This window comes from Streptomyces sp. STR69 (assembly GCF_024519455.1).
Classification (GTDB): Bacteria; Actinomycetota; Actinomycetes; order Streptomycetales; family Streptomycetaceae; genus Streptomyces.
The window spans coordinates 151158-168493 of sequence record NZ_JALJRY010000013.1; the positions used below are offsets into that span (position 1 = coordinate 151158).

A 17336-nucleotide genomic window follows, 5' to 3' on the forward strand; every position below is an offset into this window, starting at 1 on the left:
GATGGCGTTGGAGCAGGCCTCCGAGCAGCTGGTGGACGCGGTCGTCGTGAACGACGGACAGCTGCTGCTGGTGAATGTGCAGGGCGGTTGGGGGCTGCCGTCCGGTGTCCCCGAGGAGGCCGAGACGGCACAGGCCACCGCCGCGCGTGTGGTCTATGAACTCACGGGCTATCTCGTGGACGGGTCGAGTCTCCTGGGGTCGGACTCGGCGGCCGGAGCGGCGGAACCGCCGGCCGTGGTCTGTCATCTGCTGAGCCAGGATCCGTCCGGGGAGGCACAGCTCACCGCGGGGCAGCTCCGGTGGGCGCCCTTCGCCGAAGCCATCGAGGGTGGGCTGCCCGCGGCGGTGCGGGCCTACTTGGAGGGCCATACGCCCGTGTAGGAAATGCCGGCCCGCCCGCGTGGTACCACTGGTACCGTGAACGTCATGCCGAACACGCCGAAAGCCATGAACCTCCGCTTCCGAGACCCCCGGCAACGCGCGGCCATCGAGGCGGCGGCCAAGCAGGCCGGCGTCAGCCTGCAGGAGTACATCCTCTCGGCCGCCTACGCGCGGGCGACGGCCGTCGAGGAGAGGTTCCTCGCGGGCTTCAAGGAGTCCATGGCGCGCAGTGGCGCGGCGTTCGCGGCCGAGCCGGGCACCGCGGATTCCAGTGCGGAGCAGCGGGCGGCCGAGGCGGACGCGCTGCGTGAACTCGAACGCCAGGAGCAAGGGCACGCCGCGTGACCCAGCCCGAACCACCGCACACGCTGGACGTCACGTTCCTGTTGCACGCCGCCGAACTGCTCGACCGTGATCCCCAGGTCGACGACTACGGCCCGCTGTACGCAGCCGCAGCACGCGTCGACGCCCGCGCGATGGAGCGCGACATCTACGGCTCCCTCCACCTCAAGGCGGCGGCGCTTCTGCAGACCCTGGCGAAGCTGCCCTGCCTGGAACACTCCAACGAGGCCTTCGCCTGGCACGCCACCGAGGCCTACCTGATCCTCAACGAGCGCCGCCTCGACTACCCGCCCAAGGCGGCCGTGGCGCTCGTGCGCGACGCGGCCTCCGGGGAACTGGGCCTGGCCAGGATCGCCCGGCAGCTGCGCGAGTGGACCACCGCCTGAGTCTCCCGGTCCGGACTCAGGACGTCGCCTTGCGGATACACGCGAGCAGGGCGCGCAGCTGTGCGCGGTCCTCCGCGTCGAGGTCGGCCGTCGCCTCCGCGAGCGCGAGGCCGTCGACCTCCTCGGCCTCGCGGTGGCACTCCCGGCCCTTGTCGGTGAGGCGCAGCAGGAATGCGCGCCGGTCGTGCGGATGTCGCACGCGCTCCACCAGTCCGTCGCGCTCCAGGCTGTCGACGATGCTGGTCGTGGTCCGGGCCGCGACGCCGGTCATCTCGCTCAAGTCCCGCATGCGCAGCGGCTGTTCGGCATGGGCGAGCATCCGCAGGGCGCGCAGCCTGGCGACCGAGGCGCCGTTGGCGCGCAGCCGGGTCTCCACGAACTGCCGTAGCCGGTGGGTCGTCTCGTAGAGCTCGTCGACCAGGATGTCGCTGCTGCCGTGCACTGCCATGCCGTTCCCCGTTCCCCGTTTTCGCGGTGAGGACCGATTCTACGTTCCTCGACCGCGACCTATGAGCACTCACATAGTGAGTATGCTCAGCATGTGCTGCTGTTCCGACGCCGTTCCGTCTCCCCCGCTTCCCCCGTCCCTCTCGCCTCCCGAATACGCCTCCGTCCGCGCCCGGGCCAGCGTCTGGTCGTGCCCGTCATGTGTGTCTGCGTGACGTTCATCGCGATCGTCGACGGAGCGATCACGACCGTCGCGCTCCCCTCCATCGCCCGCACCTTCCACCTGACCACGGCCGCCCTGGACGGTGTGGTCGTGGTCTACCCGGTCTGTCTGGCCATGGCCATCCCCGCCTCCGCCTGGCTGGTGGAGCGGTTCGGCGCCAAGCGCGTGCTGCTCACCGCTCTCGGGGCCTTCCTCGGCTCGTCACTGCTGTGCGGCGCGGCAGCCGACCTCGGTCAGCTCGTCGCCTTCCGCGCGGTGCAGGGCCTCTCCGCAGGACTGCTCTTCCCCGCCGCGTCCTCGCTGCTCTACAGCACCTTCAACTCGTGGGAGCAGGTGCGGATCTCGCGGTACATGATCGTCCCGCAGCAGATGGCCCCGGCCGTCGCGCCGATCCTCGGCGGCCTGCTGGTGGACCATCTGTCCTGGCGCTGGGTGTTCTACGTCAACCTGCCGCTGGGCGTGCCCGCCGTGGTGTTCGGAGCGGTCTTCCTGGCCGAGCACCGCGGTCATCGGCCCGGCCGTTTCGACCTCATCGGGCTGCTGCTGAGCGCGGCGGCTCTGGGTTCCGTCATGTTCGGGGTCTGCGAGGGCCCCAACCGCGGCTGGTCCTCCCCCGCCGTCGTCACCGCCCTCGTGCTCGGCGCGGTCCTGCTCACCGCCGCCGTCCTCTTCGAACTGCGCATCGCCGAACCGCTGTTGAGGCTCCGACTCTTCGCGGACCGGCTCTTCCGGGACACCAACCTGATCAATCTGGTGGGCCTGGTGCCGATCCTGGGCGCCATGTACCTCGGCCCGCTCTTTCTCCAGCAGGGGCAGGGCCGTTCGGCACTGGAGTCCGGCACCAGCACCTTCCCCGAGGCCTTCGGTGTGCTGCTGACCGTGCAGATCGCCGGGGTCCTGTACTCCAGGGTCGGCCCCCGGATCATCATCGCCAGCGGCCTGGCCATGGTGAGCGGGGTGCTGCTGCTCTTCGCCACTTGCGACCAGGACACCGGTCTCTGGACGTTCCGTACGTACATGTTCCTGCTCGGGGTCGGCATGGGCGGTGTCTTCATGCCGACCACGGTGGCCTCGCTGGCGACCGTCTCCCGCAAGGACCTGGCCCAGGCGTCGACGCTCAACACCGTCGTACGGCAGACCGGGGGCGCCTTCGCCCCGGCGGCGGTGACCACGGCCCTGGTGCTGAGCACCCCCACGGCAGCCGCGGCGGATCCGCCCATCACCGCCTACCAGCACGCCTATCTCGCCCTGGCCGCCCTCGCCGCGGCGACCTCCCTCTTCGCCTTCACCCTCCCCGACGGCCCGGCCCGCGCCGCTGCCGCCCGTGGGACCACCGCGTCGGGCGGTACGGCTTCACCGCGGCGCCGGCACGAGGAGGCGCACTAGTCCTTCCGCGCTCTCAGGGGCTCACCGGTGAAACCGACCAGGAATCCCGGGAGTTGAGCACTGCGGTCGTACACCCGGCGAGTTGTTTGTAGCCCTCGGAGACGGCCGTCGCATGCTCGGCGGGCACCGGGCCGCCGGTCTGCTCGGCCAGGGCGATGATCTTCTCCGGGCCCAACTCGCGGTTGGCCAGGACCAGTTGGTTCAGGGGTTCGCGGCGCAGCTCCTCGTACCGTGCCAACGCCCGTACCGGATCGTCGTGGTGGGCGAGGGTCCAGGCCAGGACCCGGGCGTCCACGATGGACTGGGAGCCGCCGTTCATGCCCATGGGATACATGGGACGGGCGGCGGCTCCGACCAGCGTCACCCGGCCGAAGCTCCAACGCGGCAGTGGGTCGCGGTCCACCATCGGATACTCGTGGATGCCGGTGGACTCGCGGACCAGTTCGGGCAGGTCGATCCACGGCAGACTCCACTCGGCCACCCCGGCCAGTGCCTCGTCCACGGCGACCGGGCCGTAGGAGCCGTCCGTTCCCTCGCCGGGCCGCGGGCCCCGGAGCTCCAGCACCCAGTTCATCAGCGTGGGCCCGCCCTCGGCGGCCGGGTCCTCGACGGGGTAGGCGACGAACTTGTCCCCGGGTCGTCCTCCGGCCACCACGATCGACCGCCCGCCGAGTATGTGCGGATACCGGCTCATCCCCCGCCACATGCGCACCCCGTTCCCGCTCGGGGCGCCTTCACCGGGGTGCAGTTGGGCCCGTAGCCGGGAGTCGATGCCGTCGGCGCCGACGAGGACGTCGGCCTCGATCACCACCGATCCTCCGGTGTGCCGGTCCGTGAAGTGGGCCACGACGGAGGCAGGCACCCGGCTCGCCGACGCGATCGACACCTTCAAGCGGCTCGGCACCCGCCCCTGGACGGCCCGGGCGGGCAACGAGTTGCGGGCGACCGGCCTGTCCGTCGGGCCGGTCGACGTCACCGGACCCGCGTCACTGAAACCTCAGCAACGGGAGATCGCCTTCCTCGCGGCGGCCGGCCTCACCAACAAACAGATCGCCGAACGCCTCTTCCTCTCGCCCCACACCGTCGCCGCCCATCTGCGCCAGCAGGACGGCGTCGGCATTCAGAAGATGCCCTGCCCCGGTACCAGGATCCCCTTCGGGTCGTACGTCCTCCTGGCCTCGGCGAACCGGTTCCAGACCGGACCGAACTGCCGTTTCCAGTCGGCGTGTTGGAACGGGATGGAGCCGACCGGGTACTGCGTGCCGCCGGCCGCGCGGACCGTGTCGTAGGCGGACCGGTTGGCGCTCAGCAGGCGCTGCACCGTGGCCGTGTCCTCGGGCGGTGTGGTGCGCAGGACGGCGAACAGGTACGGCACCGGGTCGTCGGGCGTCCGCAGCAGCGGGGTGTGGAGGCGGTCGCGCAGCAGCGGATAGAGGAGTACGACGCCGGGTCCCAGGTCGGCCGGGGTGAGCGCGTCGAGGAGGGTGGCGGCGAGGTCGGCGGTGCTGCGGCCGGGCAGCAGGAGGTTGAGCCAGGGGTGGGCGTAGGCCCACAGGCCCGCTGCCTTCACGGCGGCGACGGAGGGGGCGAGCCGGTCGAGGAAGTCGTAGTAGCCGAGGTCGGTGATCTGGACGCTGGACGCGGTGTGGCGCAGGCCACTCAGGAGCCCGGTGTCGTCCGGGGTGTCCCCCACCGGCGGTCCGTAGGCGACGGCCTCGATGGCGAACTGGTTGAAGGCACCGGCGGTGTCCGCGCTCACCTGGCCCTCGACGTAGGCGAAACGGCCCTCGGTGGCGAGCAGGCGCTGGTCGTCGAGGAAGGTCCGCAGATCGGCGTAGGGCAGGAGGTAGTGCCGTACGGTCTCCGGGGCGCGCACCAGGCGCAGGATGGCGGCGACGATCACGGCGCACTGTCCGAGTCCGGCGAGCACGGCGTGGAACAGGTCGGGGTGCCGGGTGGGGGAACAGCGGAGCAACTCCCCCGCGCCGGTGACGACTTCGAGTTCCAGGACGTTGTCGACCTGTGCGCCGTGCCGGTGGGTCTGACCGCCCAGGCCGCCGACGGACAGGGTGCCGCCGACGGAGAGTTCGAGGTAGTCGGTGAAGACGGGAGGGGTCAGACCGTGGGCGAGGGTGGCCTTGGCGACGTCGCTCCACTTCGCGCCCGCCCCGACGGTGACGCGTGAACTGCCCGTCCGTACGGGCCCGATGGAGGCGAGCGGCTCGGTCTCGATGATCAGGCCGCCCTCGACCTGCGCCTGCCCGTTCGTGCCGTGGCCCTGTCCGCGCGGGGCCACGCGAAGGCCGTGCCGATTGCAGAACCGGACCATCGCGACGACGTCCCGCACGGAGCCGGGCCGCAGCACCGCGGCCGGGCGCCGGTGCACGATGTGTCCGAAGTCGTCCGCGTCGGCGGTGAGCGAGGCGTCGTCGGTGTGGAGCGTCCCGTCCAGGTGCGGGACGCCGCTGAGCGGTCCGCCGGAGTCGGTCACCGCCCAGCTCCGGGTGAAGGGGTCGAAGCCGATGACCGCGGCCGAGGCGACGGCCAGGCCGCGCAGAGCGGTGCGTCGGGTCGGGGTGCGGGGCATGTGGTCCTCCTGAGACCGTCCGGTTGAAACGATCAACGACGGCTCAGTCTAGGCACGTTGGGGTCCGGAACAGGGGTCCGTCGCGGCGCGTTCCCCGACCGGTTCGGCACGTGCCGCGGCAGCCGGGCCCCGCTAGTCGTCGTCCTGGCTGCTCGGGTTCAGGCCCCGGCGCCGCTTCTTGTCGGAGCTGCGCAGCAGTTCGCTCGCCATGAGTGTCGCGGTCGCCACGACGCGGGCCCAGCGGGGCCCGCCGCGCTCGGCCCAGAACACACATGCGCACCCGCCGATGACGAGCACCAGGACACCGAGCAGCACTGCAACGATCATGTTTCCCACCCCTGGTTCGTACGGTCCGGTGACGCGTACGTTCCTGATGATCTTCTCAGGTCCGGGCGCGTCGGCCCGGGTCACCCCTCCCGCATCCACTCGCGCGTACCGAACGAGCCGATGGCCCGCGAGGCCACGGTGGCCGCCGTGCGCAGCGCCTCGGCGAAGCCCTCCGAGGTCAGGCGGTCCTGGAGCGCGAGGTGATGGGCCAGGGCGCCGTGCAGAACGTCGCCCGCGCCCAGTGTGTCTTCGACGTGCACCTCGGGCACCTCGATCGCACCCTCGGCGTCGGGGCCCGCCCACAGGACGGGGTCCGCTCCCCTGCTGACCGCCGACCGGAGAACCCCGTGTTCCCGCAGGAAGCGCAGCGTGTCGGTCGGTGTGCGGGTGCCGGGCGGGTGGAAGTCGGCCGAGCAGACGGCGATGTCGAGCAGGGGCAGCAGGTCCTCCGTGCCGGGCTTCCAACTGCCGCCGTCGAAAAGGGTCTTGCGGCCGACGGCCCGTGCCGAACGGGCCGCGGCGATGGCGAGTTCCATGTGGTGGCCGTCTAACTCGACGAGGTCGCAGGCCGCCACCAGCGCGTCGAGATCGCCGGGCGGGGCGAGCCGGTGCGCTGTCGCGTTGGTCGAGGCGACGGCGCGTTCCCCTGTGGACGCGGTCACGAGCACGGTGGAGACGGCGGGCGGTCGCGTCGAGTCGGCCGCCAGGTCGCGCACGGTCACGCCCAGCGCGTTCAGGTCGGCGGCCACCCCGGCTCCCAACGGGTGGCGGCCGATCGCCGTCAGCAGCGTGGCCGTACCGCCGAGATGGCCGAAGGCCACGGCCGCGTTCGCCGCCGGGCCGCCCGCGGCGACCACCTGGTCCCGGGCGGTGAGTTTCTCGTTCGGGCCCGGGGCGTGGTCCACGAGTTGGATGACGTCCAGGGTGCACAGCCCGACGAACAGTCCCGCAGGGCGTCCTCGCTCCACCGGCGACCTCCTCGCTCGATTTACTAACAAATGGTTGAGCAGTCCAGGCTGATAAATCTAGTGTTAGTACCCATGAAGGTGGACAGTCCGAACGACACCGCTCGGCTCGCGTCCGAGCTGCGGCTCGCGGTGGGGCGGGTGACGCGGCGCCTGCGCCAGGCGCACGCCGTGGGTGATGTGTCGCTCTCAGGAGTCTCGGTCCTGGCCCGGCTCGCCCGGGACGGCTCCGAGTCGCCGACGTCCCTCGCCGAGGCGGAGCGGGTCCGCCCACAGGCCATGGCGAGCACGCTCGCACTGCTGGAACAGCGCGGGCTGGTCCGCCGCAGCCCCGATCCGGCGGACGGGCGGCGCAGCATTCTGGAGATCACGGACGAGGGACGTGCCGTGCTGGCCGAGCGGCGCTCCGCGTCCGTGCACCGGCTCGGGGCCGTCCTCGACGAGTTCACCGCGGAGGAGCGCGCGACCCTCGCGTCGGCCCTGCCACTCCTCGACCGACTGGCGGAGCGGCTGTGAGCGGACAGACACACATACCCGGGGACGGGCAGGGGGACGGTGCTCAGCCGTCTCTGTCGCGTGCCGTGCGCTCGGGGCGTCGTAAGGACGCTCCACCGGGGCCGAACTACAAGTGGGTCGCGCTGTCGAACACCACGCTCGGGGTGCTGATCGCCACGATGGACGCCTCCATCGTGATCATCTCGCTGCCCGCGATCTTCCGGGGCATCGGCCTCGATCCGCTCGCACCGGGCAACATCGGCTATCTGCTGTGGATGATCCTGGGCTATCTGCTGGTCTCGGCGGTGCTCGTCGTCGTGCTCGGCCGGCTCGGTGACATGTTCGGCCGGGTGAAGATCTACAACATCGGCTTCCTGATCTTCGCGTGCGCGTCCGTCGCGCTGTCCCTGGACCCGTTCCGTGCGGGCGCGGGGGCGATGTGGCTGATCCTGTGGCGGATCGTGCAGGCCTTCGGCGGCTCGATGCTCACCGCCAACTCGGCCGCCATCCTGACCGACGCGTTCCCCGCCCGGCAGCGCGGAATGGCCCTCGGCGTCAACCAGATCACCGCCCTGGCCGGGCAGTTCCTCGGCCTGCTCGCCGGTGGGCTGCTGGCCGTGGTCGACTGGCGCGCGGTGTTCTGGGTGAGCGTGCCGATCAGCATCACCGGCACGATCTGGTCGTACCTGAGCCTGCGCGAGACCTCGGCGGGCCGCCCCGGCCGCATCGACTGGCTCGGCAACCTCACCTTCGCGTCGGGCGCCGGAATCCTCCTCGCGGGCATCACCTACGGCATCCAGCCCTACGGCGGCAGCGCCACCGGCTGGGGGAACCCGTGGGTGCTCAGCGGTCTGATCGGCGGCGTCGTACTGCTGCTGGTCTTCTGCTACATCGAGACGCACATCGCCGAACCGATGTTCAACCTGGCCCTGTTCAAGGTGCGGGCCTTCGCGGCGGGCAACCTGGCCGCGCTGTTGACGGCGATCGCGCGCGGCGGGCTGCAGTTCATGCTGATCATCTGGCTGCAGGGCATCTGGCTGCCGTTGCACGGCTACGACTACGAGGACACCCCGCTGTGGGCGGGCATCTTCATGCTGCCGCTCACGGTCGGGTTCCTCATCGCGGGGCCCGTGTCCGGATATCTGTCGGACCGGTTCGGCGCCCGGATGTTCTCGACGGTCGGGCTGGTCGTCGTAGCCCTGTCCTTCGTCGGTCTGCTGGCGCTGCCCATCGACTTCGACTACGGGATGTTCGCGGCGCTGCTGCTGCTCAACGGGCTGGGGCAGGGCATGTTCTCCGCACCGAACACGTCCTCGATCATGGGCAGTGTGCCGAGCGAGTACCGGGGTGTCGCCTCGGGCATGCGGTCCACCTTCCAGAACTCGGGGACCGCCCTGTCCATCGGCGTGTTCTTCTCGCTGATGGTCTCCGGGCTCGCCTCCTCGCTGCCCGGGACGCTGAGCAAGGGGCTCCAGGCGCACGGCGTACCGGCCGGTGCCGCCGAGCAGGCCGCGTCGCTGCCACCGGTGAGCACGCTGTTCGCCACCTTCCTCGGCAACAACCCCATTCAGCACCTGCTCGCGTCCAACGGTGTCCTCGACCAGCTGTCGACGGCCCAGCGTGCCGTCCTGACCGGCCACTCCTTCTTCCCCCGGCTGGTTTCCGGCCCGTTCCACCACGGCCTGACCATCGTCTTCGGCGTGGCGGCGGGCATGGCGCTGGTCTCCGCGATCGCCTCGGCCCTGCGCGGCGGCCACCAGTCCGAGCCCGGTCCCGGACCGGCTCCGGCCGGTCTGCCGCCCGCACCCGCCGAGACACCCGAGGCCACGCAGGCCGGGCCGAACGGGCCGTCGTAGAAAGCAAGTTGAGGGAGACCGCTCACACGGCGCGCTCCATGCACACCAGTTGATCGCGGTCGTCCCATGACTCGGTGACGGTGAAGCCGAACCGTTCGTACAGGGCGATGGCCCCGGTGCGCCATTTCCAGACCGACAGCCGCACGGTGCCCGCGTCGCTTTCCGCGGCATGCTCGAGTGCGGCACGGAGCAGGTCCGACGCGATGCCCCGGCCCCGGAATGCCGGGTCCGTCCACAGCCTCTTGATCTCCGACCGTCCGTCGGCGGGGGCGGTCACCACAAGACAGCCCACCGGGGTGCTCCCGCTCAGCGCCAGGAGCACCACATCGTCGGCGAACGCGGTCCGCGGGTCCGAGATCTCCGCGCGGTAGCGGTCCGGCAGACCGTCCGCATCGGCGACGGCACGGCCCTTCTCGGCCTCCGTGCACAGATGGTAGGCCGTCAGCAGCGCGGCCGTGCCGTCCTCGGCGGAGAGATCCCCGGCCGGTCGGCGGACGACGGAGACCTGGTCCTGAGCAGTCATGACGTCAGCATCACATGGCCCAGGACAGGGGCCGTCCGGGCCCCTACCGGGTGCCGTTGTGGGCGAACGTCCACACGGCCCGGCTGCCGGGGCCGACGGTGAGGGTCGAGTGGCCGATCTGCTCCACATGCCGGTCCTTCACGGGCCGGTTGAGTGCGAAGTCGACCCGCTGCATCCCCGCGTTCTCCCGCGGTACGACATCCAGGCGGATCGTGGTGCCGCCGCCCTCGGCGACGACGCCACCGCCCGCCACGGTCCGGACGGTGAACCCGCCGGCCCGCAGCAGTGGCACGGTGTCGGCGAGGTCGCCCTGGGTGACCGCGATGCGGACGGAGGTCACGTCACGCATCAGGTGGGTGCGGTAGTCGTCGGAGAGGTAGCGTTCCCGGCCTACGTCACCTGGATAGCGCGGCGGTTCGGTGTTGCCGCGGGGGTCGGCGAAGTACTCCGGCCGGTACTCCATCGCCCAGGCGCCGAAGGCGTCGTACTCGGTGGTGGTGAGAACGGCGTCGAACCACGGCACGGGCACACCGTCACCGAAATCGCGGGTCTGGAGGAACGCGATCGGGTCGGCAACCCCTTCGTCCTTCAGCCGTGCGGTGACCGTGGCCAGGTCGCCCGCCCGCTCGGTCGACAGGCCCAGCCCGGCGGAGCCGAGGGTGCCGTCCTGGCCGGCGACGTCGCCGACTCCGAACAGTTCCAAGTAGGTCTCACGGCCCATCAGGTAACGGCCGGTCCAGGTCTGTCCGCCGGTGCCGGTCGTGGTGCGGACCTGGAAGTTGGCGAAGTCCCGCAGATAGTCGGAGTGTTCGATGGCGTCGGCGGTCTCCCGGTCGAAGACGCCGTAGGAGTGGTTGTAGAACAGCAGCTGCCGATCGTACGAGGACCGGCCTCCCTCGGCCTGTGCCGTCCCGACAGCACCCCCGATCGCTCCGGCCAGGGCCACGACGAGCACGATGATCAACCGAAATGTCCGACGCATCAGCATGCGCGCGATCGTAGGGGCGGCGAGGGGACGGCTGCCGTGCTTTGCGAACGTGGTCGAAATGCTTGACACACGGCCTTCGACGGGATGCCGCACGGCAGCCTGCCCCAGAGGTCAACTCCCCCTCGGGTCATGGCAGATGTACACCCTCGGCGCACCTCCCTCGTCGGGCACGGGGTCCCCTGCGGCGGCGCGCACGCCCTCGCGGACGGTGGCTCCGGTTCGGGGGTCCACGACGCGGTAGGGAAGCGGGACGTTCTGCGGGTCCGTGATGATCAGTGGGCCGCCCTCCTCCGCGTAGCAGAGGTACAGCTCGCCGGGGACGGACAGGCCCCGGGGTGCCAGGGTGGAGTGCCAGTCCGGGCGCATGTCCGTGAGCGGGAGGCCGTCGAGGATGCGGGAGATGCGGCCGACGTGGTGCGAGCCCTCGAAGTCGAGTGCCTCGCGCCAGCCCGCGCCCTCGGCGAGGAAGTAGTCCTCGTGGCCGGGTTCCTCGGCGTGCAGTCGCCACTGCCACAGGCTCGCCGCGCCGTACACCACGCCCATCGTGCCGCCGGCGCAGAGATTGCTCCAGGCCTCGTGCCCCTGCCACCAGCCGGCGGCGCGGCCGGGGCGGCCGGTGTTCTCGTAGGTGGGTTCGCCGTTGGCGACCGCCTTGGGCGGGGTGTTGCGCCACATGTCGGCGACGCGTTCCTGGACGTGCCCGCCCATGTGGCCGGTCTGGCACCACTGGAAGTGCAGCCAACTCTCGCTCTGGTGGGCGCGGTTGGCGGAGTGCGGACGGTAGTGGATGCCGCAGGGCTGGCCGTAGCCGTCCCAGCGGCCGATCTCCGCACCGCCCGCCGCGATCTGCGGTTCGCCGCCCTCGCCGTCGGCGCCGACCAGGTAGACGGTGGGGGCGGCGCCGTAGCGGGCGACCAGGTAGCGGCAGTAGCGCGCGTACTCCTGCGGCGGGACCACCGGGCCCGCCACCCGCTGGCCCTTCCAGCCGAAGCCGTGGAAGAGCGGCTGGAGGACGGGCACGATCCCGTGGTCGCGGAGGATGCCGGTCAGCCGGTCGAGGTACTGGAAGTACGCAGGGTTCAGGACAGTGACGTGCCCGGTGGGCAGGTCCTCGAAGCCGACGTCGAACCCCTCGTCGGCGGTGCGGTCGCGCGGGCCGCGCGCGTCCATGTCGGGCTGGACGCTCATCAGCAGGGCCGCGTTGAAGCCCTTGGCCCGCCGGTCGGCCGCGTACTGCCTCACCTGTTCTTCCGTGGCCCGCCAGGGCAGGGCCCAGGCGGTGTCGGCGACCAGCAGCGCGGGCGTCCCGTCGGCGTGCACCAGGCTGCGTCCGCCGGGCGACATCCGCCAGAAGCCGTGCCGGTGGAAGGAGTTGGCATCGTCCGTGGCGGGGCGGACGTCGAGGGTTCCGGTCCGCCCGGAGAGGCCTTCGTCCGTGAGGCAGTTGGTGTCGCTGCGCCAGGTCCAGCGGCCGGCCGGCTCCGGGGAAGCGAACCGGATCTTCCAGACCCGGCCGCCGTCCCAGAAGGCCGGGCGGCGCAGGACCGTCCCGGACTCGTGGGTGAAGTCGGCCCAAACGTCGACGTCCGTGTAGGGGTTGGCGTGGTCGCGGACCCCGGTGAGGGTGATCTCGGTCTGCCGCCAGGGGGCGGTCACCGGGTCCGCTTCCGGTCGTGCAGTGTTCATGACCGGCCGACGACGATGTCCGCGGTGAGCGGGAGGGTCGTCGAGGACGGGCCCGCATCCAGGCGGAAGGTCCCCGGCTCGACCGTCCAGCGACCCGACTCGGGGTCCCAGTGCCGCAGGGCCCGCGCGTCCACCGTCACCGTCGCGACCATCTCCTCGCCGGGCGCGGCCTCGACCACGGCGAACCCGGCCAGCCAGCGGACCGGACGTTCGACCTCGCTTCCGGGACGGCGGGCGTAGACCTGCACGACCTCCTTGCCGTGCCGCGTACCGGTGTTGCGGACGCGCACCTCCGCCGTGAAGTCGGTGCCGGGCGGCGTCTCACCGGGGACGTCGAGCGAGACGTACTCCCAGGTGGTGTAGCCGAGTCCGTGGCCGAAGTCGTAGCGGGGCGGCTGCCATTCGGGACGGCCGGCGCCCCGGTGGCCGATGAACAGTCCCTCGTCGTAGGTGAGGACGCCGTCGGACGGTTCGGTGGTGGGCAGTCCGCGCTCGGAGGCGGGCCAGACCGTCGGCAGCCGTCCGCCGGGTTCCGCCGTGCCGAGCAGGACGTCGGCGAGCGCGTTGCCGAACTCCTGGCCGGGGAACCAGGCGAGCAGCACGGCCGCCACGTCGTCGGCCCAGGGAAGCAGCACAGGGGCACCGGAGTTGACCACCACGACGGTGCGCGGGTTGGCCTCGGCGACCCGGCGGACGAGTTCGTCCTGCCGGCCGGGAAGGGCGAGGCCGGTACGGTCGAAGCCCTCGCTCTCGACCTCCTCGGTGGTGCCGACCACGACCACGGCGACCTCGGCATCGCGGGCGAGTGCCACGGCCCGCTCGATCTCCTCGTCGTCGCTGCCGTGCGGGGGCTGCAGGTTGAACTGGAACATGGTGACCGCGTCACCGATGGCCTCGCCCGTCGAACCGGAGGCGGACTCGGTGTCGATGTCGTGGGTGAGGACGATCTCGGTCTCCTCCCCCGCTGCCAGCTCGACGGTGTGCAATCGCTGGGGTGGGGTCATCAGCCCCTCCACCAGGTCGGCGCCCGGCGGGAGTTGGAGCCGTACGTCGAAGGCCTCGGTCCCCGCGACGGACATCCGGAAGCGGCCGATGCCCGAGCCGCCGATCGCGTAGCGGCCGGCCCCGGCCGCGCGGACCACGGTGCGCACCTCCACCCGGGCGACCTCGCCGACGGGCACTCCGGGACCGTAGGACCCCATCCAGGTGTAGGCGGCTCCGGCGCGGCGCTCGGAACCGAGGAGGGTTCCGTCCGCGGCGAGGAAGCGGACCTCGGTGCCCTCGCCGGTGCCGTCGGGGAGGCGGAGGTGGGACAGCGGCGCTACGGGGGTGCGGGTCTGCGGGGTGACGCCGATGCCGTGGGTGACCTCGACGCCGTCGCCGAGGGCGGCGCGGATGCCGTCGAGCGGGGAGACGGTGTACGGCGGGAAAACGGTGGCGCTGCCGCCGCCGAGGGTGCGGGCCACGGCGGCGTTGGGGCCGAGGACGGCGATCTTCTTCAACACCACGCGGTTCAGGGGCAGTACGGCATTCTCGTTGCGGGCGAGCACGAATCCGGCGGCGGCTGTCTCGCGCAGCCGGGCCGCCACCGATGCCGTGTCCTGCTCCGGCGGCCGGGCGGTGGTGGGGATGCCGTCCAGCGCGCCGACGCGGGCGGCGAGGCGCAGCAGCCGCAGCACCTTGTCGTCCACCAGCGTCTCGTCGACCTTGCCCTTGCGTACAGCGGCCACCAGCGCGTCGCCCCACGGGCCGATCGGGCCGGGCATCACCAGGTCGAGCGCGGCGCGCGCGGACTGCTCGGTGGTGCGGGCGGCGAACCAGTCCGACATCACCAGTCCGTCGAAGTTCCAGTCGTCGTGCAGGACTTGGCGCAGCAGTGGGCTCTCGGTCATCGGGTGTCCGTTGACCCCGTTGTAGGCGGCCATCACGGCCCATACGCGGCCCTCGCCGACGATCGCCTCGAAGGGCGTCAAGTACAGCTCCCGCAGGGCGCGTTCGCCGATGCGGGCGTCGAGCGTCATCCGCTGGGTCTCCGAGTCGTTGCCGACGAAGTGCTTCACGGTGGCCGCCACGCCGCCGCCCTGCACCCCCTTCACATAGGCGACGCCGATCCGCGCGGTGAGCAGCGGGTCCTCGCTGAAGCACTCGAAGTGCCGTCCGCCGTAAGGGGTTCGGTGCAGGTTCACGGTGGGGGCGAGGAGGACGTCGACGCCCTTGGCGCGCGCCTCGTGGGCGAGCAACCCTCCGAGCTGCTCGACGAGTTGCTCGTCCCAGGTGGCGGCGAGGGCGGTGGGCGAGGGCACGTTGGCGGAGGGGCTGCGCTCGTCCCACAGTTCGCCGCGGACTCCGGCGGGGCCGTCCGAGACGACCAACCGCCTCAGTCCTACGGCGGGTTCGGGATGGAGGGACCAGAAGTCCGCGCCGGTCAGCAGCCGCACCTTCTGCTCCAGGGTGAGCGCGCCGAGGCGCCTGGCGAGCTCGGCCTCGTCGGCCGTGGGCGGGGCGTCGGTGGGGGTGGGCTGCCGGGTCACGGCGTCCTCCTCGAAGAAGTGGGGTCGGCGGGCGAAAGGGATGTCGCGGGGGTGTCGTCCGGGTGCTCGACGAGCACCCGGACGTCCCAGGGCCCGAGTGGGAGCGCGCTGCCGGCGGCGAGGGGCTCGCCGGTCAGCAGGTCGCGGACGTCTTCCGGCAGGTGGTAATCGACCGGCTCCCAGGCCCAGTTGTGGACGAAGCGCAGCATCGCGCCGTCGGTGGTGGTGGCCGAGGTGCAGGTGACGGAGGCCGGCCGGGCCGCGCGCCAGGCGTCGGGCGGCAGCGAGGTCGCGGCGATCCAGTCGGCGAGGCTGTGCGAGAGTTCGCGGTCCGGGACGGTGCCGACGTACGTCACCCGGCCGGCGCCGTACTCGTGGGTGGTGACGGCGGCGAACTCGCCCAGGTGCGGATGGTCGTACCCGGCGAGGACGGTCGCACCGTCCGGGATCAGCCCGTCGGCCCACGCGGTGGCCCGCCCGTGCAGGGCGGGGCCGTTCGGTGTCCCCTCGCCCTTGGTGATCGTGACCGGGGTCAGCACATTGGTGAACTCCTGGTAGTGCGCGCCGGCGGCGGGGCGCAGCACTCCGGGCATGACCGTGTGCCGGGCGACGGCCTCCTCGTCGGCGTAGCCGGTGCGGGGAGTGAGGACGAGATGGCCGCCCGCCTCGGCGTACCGGCGCAGCAGGTCGAGTGTCGTGTCGTCCGCGATGTACAGCGCCGGGACGACCAGCACCGGCCAGCGGTCCGCCACCTCCTCAGGACTGGACGGGAGTTGTTCGGGGGCGACGATGTCGACGGACAGTCCGGCGTCGAACAGCCCCCGGTAGTACGCGGCGACGATCCAGTCGTAGGACTGCGGGTCGCCGAACCAGGCGGGGGCGCCGCCCCTGAGGGGTGCCATGAACTCCATGGCCCAGCGACTGTCGGCGGACAGCAGCATCGCCACGTCGCTGCGGGGGCGCAGACCCTCGATCGTCGGGCCTGCCTGCTGCAACTCCCCTGCGATCAGCGAGAGTTCCTGATAGGTCCGGCCGGGTTCCAGGCTGTGGCCGAGGATGCCGCCCCAGTAGGTCTCGGCGCCGTAGTGCAGGGAGTGCCAGTGCCAGTACTCGATCATCCTGGCGCCGCGCGCGACCATGTTCCACACGGCCTGGCGGGCCTGGCCCCGGTAGAGGGGGAAGTTGTCGGCGGAGCCGCCGATGGAGGTGGCGTTGGTCTCCATGACGAGGAAGGGTTCCTGGCGGATGCCGCGGGCCAGGTCGTTCTGGAGGGAGAGCCAGGCGGGCCCCGACCAGGGGACGAAGAACGGGTGCAGTCCGCCGGCGGGCTCGTCGGGGCCCGGCAGGGCCAGTCCGTCCTGGGTGGCGTAGTAGATGTTGGCCCCGGCGACGTCGAGGGGTTGGCCGATGGCCGAGATGTCCAGGCCCTGTTGGCCGAGGGCGACGCAGGTGGTGATGAAGTGGTGCTCGGGGACGAGGTCGCGGACCAGTTCGGCGTGCCAGGTGATGTACTCCTGCGTCAGCCGGGACTGGTAGCGGCGCCAGGCGAGGTCGTACGACGGGGTGGTGTTGCCGTCGGGGGTCCACAGGTCCGCCCAGTCCTGCAGGCGGTGGGACCAATAGGTGAGTCCCCAGCGGCGGTTGAGGGTCTCGACGTCGCCGTAGCGGTCGCGGAGGTGGTCGAGGAAGCCCTGGAACACCGAGTCGTTGTAGAACAGGCGCAGTCCGGGCTCGTTGTCGACCTGCCAGCCGATGACCGCCGGATGGTCGGCGTAGCGTCCCACGACCTTGCGGACCAGCCGCTCGGCGAGATGCCGGAAGGCCGGGTGCGAGTAGTCCGCGTCCTGTCGCATGCCGTACGGGATCGGTTCCCCGGTGCGTGAACGGGCCGCCGTTTCGGGGTACTTGCGGCGCAGCCAGGGCGGGACGGCGTAGGTCGGGGTGCCCACGACGGCCTTGATGCCGCGGTCGTGGGCGGCGTCGAGCACGGGCTGCAGCCAGTCGAGCTCGAACTGTCCCTCGCGAGGTTCCCAGGTCGACCAGACCGACTCGCCGACCCGGATGACGTTGAACCCGGCCCCGGCCATCAGATCGAGGTCCTGCGCGAGCCTCTCGTACGGCTGGTACTCGGTGTAGTACGCGGCTCCGAAGAGCATGCGTGAGGAGGAAGTGCCCATACGGTGCTGGTGACTTTCTGTCAGGAACCGGTCGG

The 17336-nt window shown here is 71.4% G+C and carries 16 protein-coding genes and 1 pseudogene; 7 read left to right on the top strand and 10 right to left on the bottom strand.

Going from position 1 to position 17336, the window contains the following annotated elements; genetic code table 11:
- Position 1 precedes the first annotated feature (1 nt).
- From OC490_RS24745 to OC490_RS24755, 3 genes are read left to right on the top strand one after another with little or no spacing between them, the layout of a single operon-like run.
- Positions 2-382, top strand: a complete 381-nt coding sequence (locus tag OC490_RS24745; RefSeq protein ID WP_262060183.1) for an NUDIX domain-containing protein — start codon at positions 2-4, stop codon at positions 380-382.
- 45 nt (positions 383-427) lie between these two features.
- Entirely contained in the window at positions 428-727 is a 300-nt protein-coding gene (locus OC490_RS24750) for a DUF1778 domain-containing protein (protein ID WP_262060184.1), read from the top strand.
- The gene (locus tag OC490_RS24755) at positions 724-1110 is read left to right on the top strand and encodes a fic family toxin-antitoxin system, toxin component (RefSeq protein ID WP_262060185.1); all 387 of its coding nucleotides are present in this window, start codon (positions 724-726) and stop codon (positions 1108-1110) included. The genes OC490_RS24750 and OC490_RS24755 overlap by 4 nt, the downstream gene beginning before the upstream one ends.
- Positions 1111-1126: 16 nt before the next feature.
- Here OC490_RS24755 and OC490_RS24760 read toward each other — a convergent pair whose 3' ends face one another.
- Positions 1127-1558: a MarR family winged helix-turn-helix transcriptional regulator gene (locus tag OC490_RS24760; protein ID WP_262060186.1), complete on the bottom strand. Its 432-nt coding sequence runs from the start codon at positions 1556-1558 to the stop codon at positions 1127-1129.
- Between the two features lie 198 nt (positions 1559-1756).
- On the opposite strand from OC490_RS24760, the gene OC490_RS24765 reads away from it, so the two are divergent.
- On the top strand, positions 1757-3166 hold the full coding sequence (locus tag OC490_RS24765) for a DHA2 family efflux MFS transporter permease subunit (RefSeq protein WP_262060297.1): 1410 nt from the start codon (positions 1757-1759) through the stop codon (positions 3164-3166).
- Positions 3167-3179: 13 nt separating this feature from the next.
- Here OC490_RS24765 and OC490_RS24770 read toward each other — a convergent pair whose 3' ends face one another.
- Positions 3180-4142, bottom strand: coding sequence for an FAD-dependent monooxygenase (locus tag OC490_RS24770; RefSeq protein ID WP_262060187.1), 963 nt, complete (start codon positions 4140-4142; stop codon positions 3180-3182).
- On the opposite strand from OC490_RS24770, the pseudogene OC490_RS24775 reads away from it, so the two are divergent.
- A pseudogene (locus OC490_RS24775) lies at positions 4102-4254 on the top strand (helix-turn-helix domain-containing protein); the annotation flags it as partial. The gene OC490_RS24770 and the pseudogene OC490_RS24775 overlap by 41 nt on opposite strands.
- A gap of 32 nt (positions 4255-4286) precedes the next feature.
- On the opposite strand, the gene OC490_RS24780 reads toward OC490_RS24775, so the two are convergent.
- The 3 genes from OC490_RS24780 to OC490_RS24790 form a co-directional block, all read right to left on the bottom strand.
- Positions 4287-5753, bottom strand: a complete 1467-nt coding sequence (locus OC490_RS24780; RefSeq protein ID WP_262060188.1) for an FAD-binding protein — start codon at positions 5751-5753, stop codon at positions 4287-4289.
- A gap of 132 nt (positions 5754-5885) precedes the next feature.
- Complete coding sequence (locus OC490_RS24785) at positions 5886-6080, bottom strand: hypothetical protein (RefSeq protein ID WP_262060189.1); 195 nt, start codon at positions 6078-6080, stop codon at positions 5886-5888.
- Positions 6081-6160: 80 nt separating this feature from the next.
- On the bottom strand, positions 6161-7048 hold the full coding sequence (locus OC490_RS24790) for a PfkB family carbohydrate kinase (protein ID WP_262060190.1): 888 nt from the start codon (positions 7046-7048) through the stop codon (positions 6161-6163).
- A gap of 72 nt (positions 7049-7120) precedes the next feature.
- Here OC490_RS24790 and OC490_RS24795 point away from each other — a divergent pair, with 72 nt between their 5' ends.
- Positions 7121-7561 (top strand): MarR family winged helix-turn-helix transcriptional regulator, encoded by a 441-nt coding sequence (locus tag OC490_RS24795; RefSeq protein ID WP_262060191.1) that lies wholly within the window; start codon positions 7121-7123, stop codon positions 7559-7561.
- 65 nt (positions 7562-7626) lie between these two features.
- Complete coding sequence (locus OC490_RS24800) at positions 7627-9396, top strand: MFS transporter (RefSeq protein ID WP_410098955.1); 1770 nt, start codon at positions 7627-7629, stop codon at positions 9394-9396.
- Positions 9397-9418: 22 nt separating this feature from the next.
- Here OC490_RS24800 and OC490_RS24805 read toward each other — a convergent pair whose 3' ends face one another.
- The 5 genes from OC490_RS24805 to OC490_RS24825 all read right to left on the bottom strand — a co-directional run bounded on the left by OC490_RS24805 (position 9419) and on the right by OC490_RS24825 (position 17301).
- Positions 9419-9919 carry a GNAT family N-acetyltransferase gene (locus OC490_RS24805; protein ID WP_262060193.1) on the bottom strand — a complete coding sequence of 167 codons (501 nt, stop codon included), beginning with the start codon at positions 9917-9919 and terminating at the stop codon, positions 9419-9421.
- Between the two features lie 43 nt (positions 9920-9962).
- On the bottom strand, positions 9963-10883 hold the full coding sequence (locus OC490_RS24810) for a DUF5829 family protein (RefSeq protein WP_262060298.1): 921 nt from the start codon (positions 10881-10883) through the stop codon (positions 9963-9965).
- A 135-nt stretch (positions 10884-11018) separates the two neighbouring features.
- Positions 11019-12593: a DUF4038 domain-containing protein gene (locus tag OC490_RS24815; protein ID WP_262060194.1), complete on the bottom strand. Its 1575-nt coding sequence runs from the start codon at positions 12591-12593 to the stop codon at positions 11019-11021.
- Positions 12590-15124, bottom strand: coding sequence for a beta-glucosidase family protein (locus OC490_RS24820; protein ID WP_262060195.1), 2535 nt, complete (start codon positions 15122-15124; stop codon positions 12590-12592). The genes OC490_RS24815 and OC490_RS24820 overlap by 4 nt, the downstream gene beginning before the upstream one ends.
- Positions 15121-17301, bottom strand: coding sequence for a beta-galactosidase (locus OC490_RS24825; RefSeq protein WP_262060196.1), 2181 nt, complete (start codon positions 17299-17301; stop codon positions 15121-15123). Before OC490_RS24825 ends, OC490_RS24820 begins: the two co-directional genes overlap by 4 nt.
- Positions 17302-17336 lie beyond the last annotated feature (35 nt).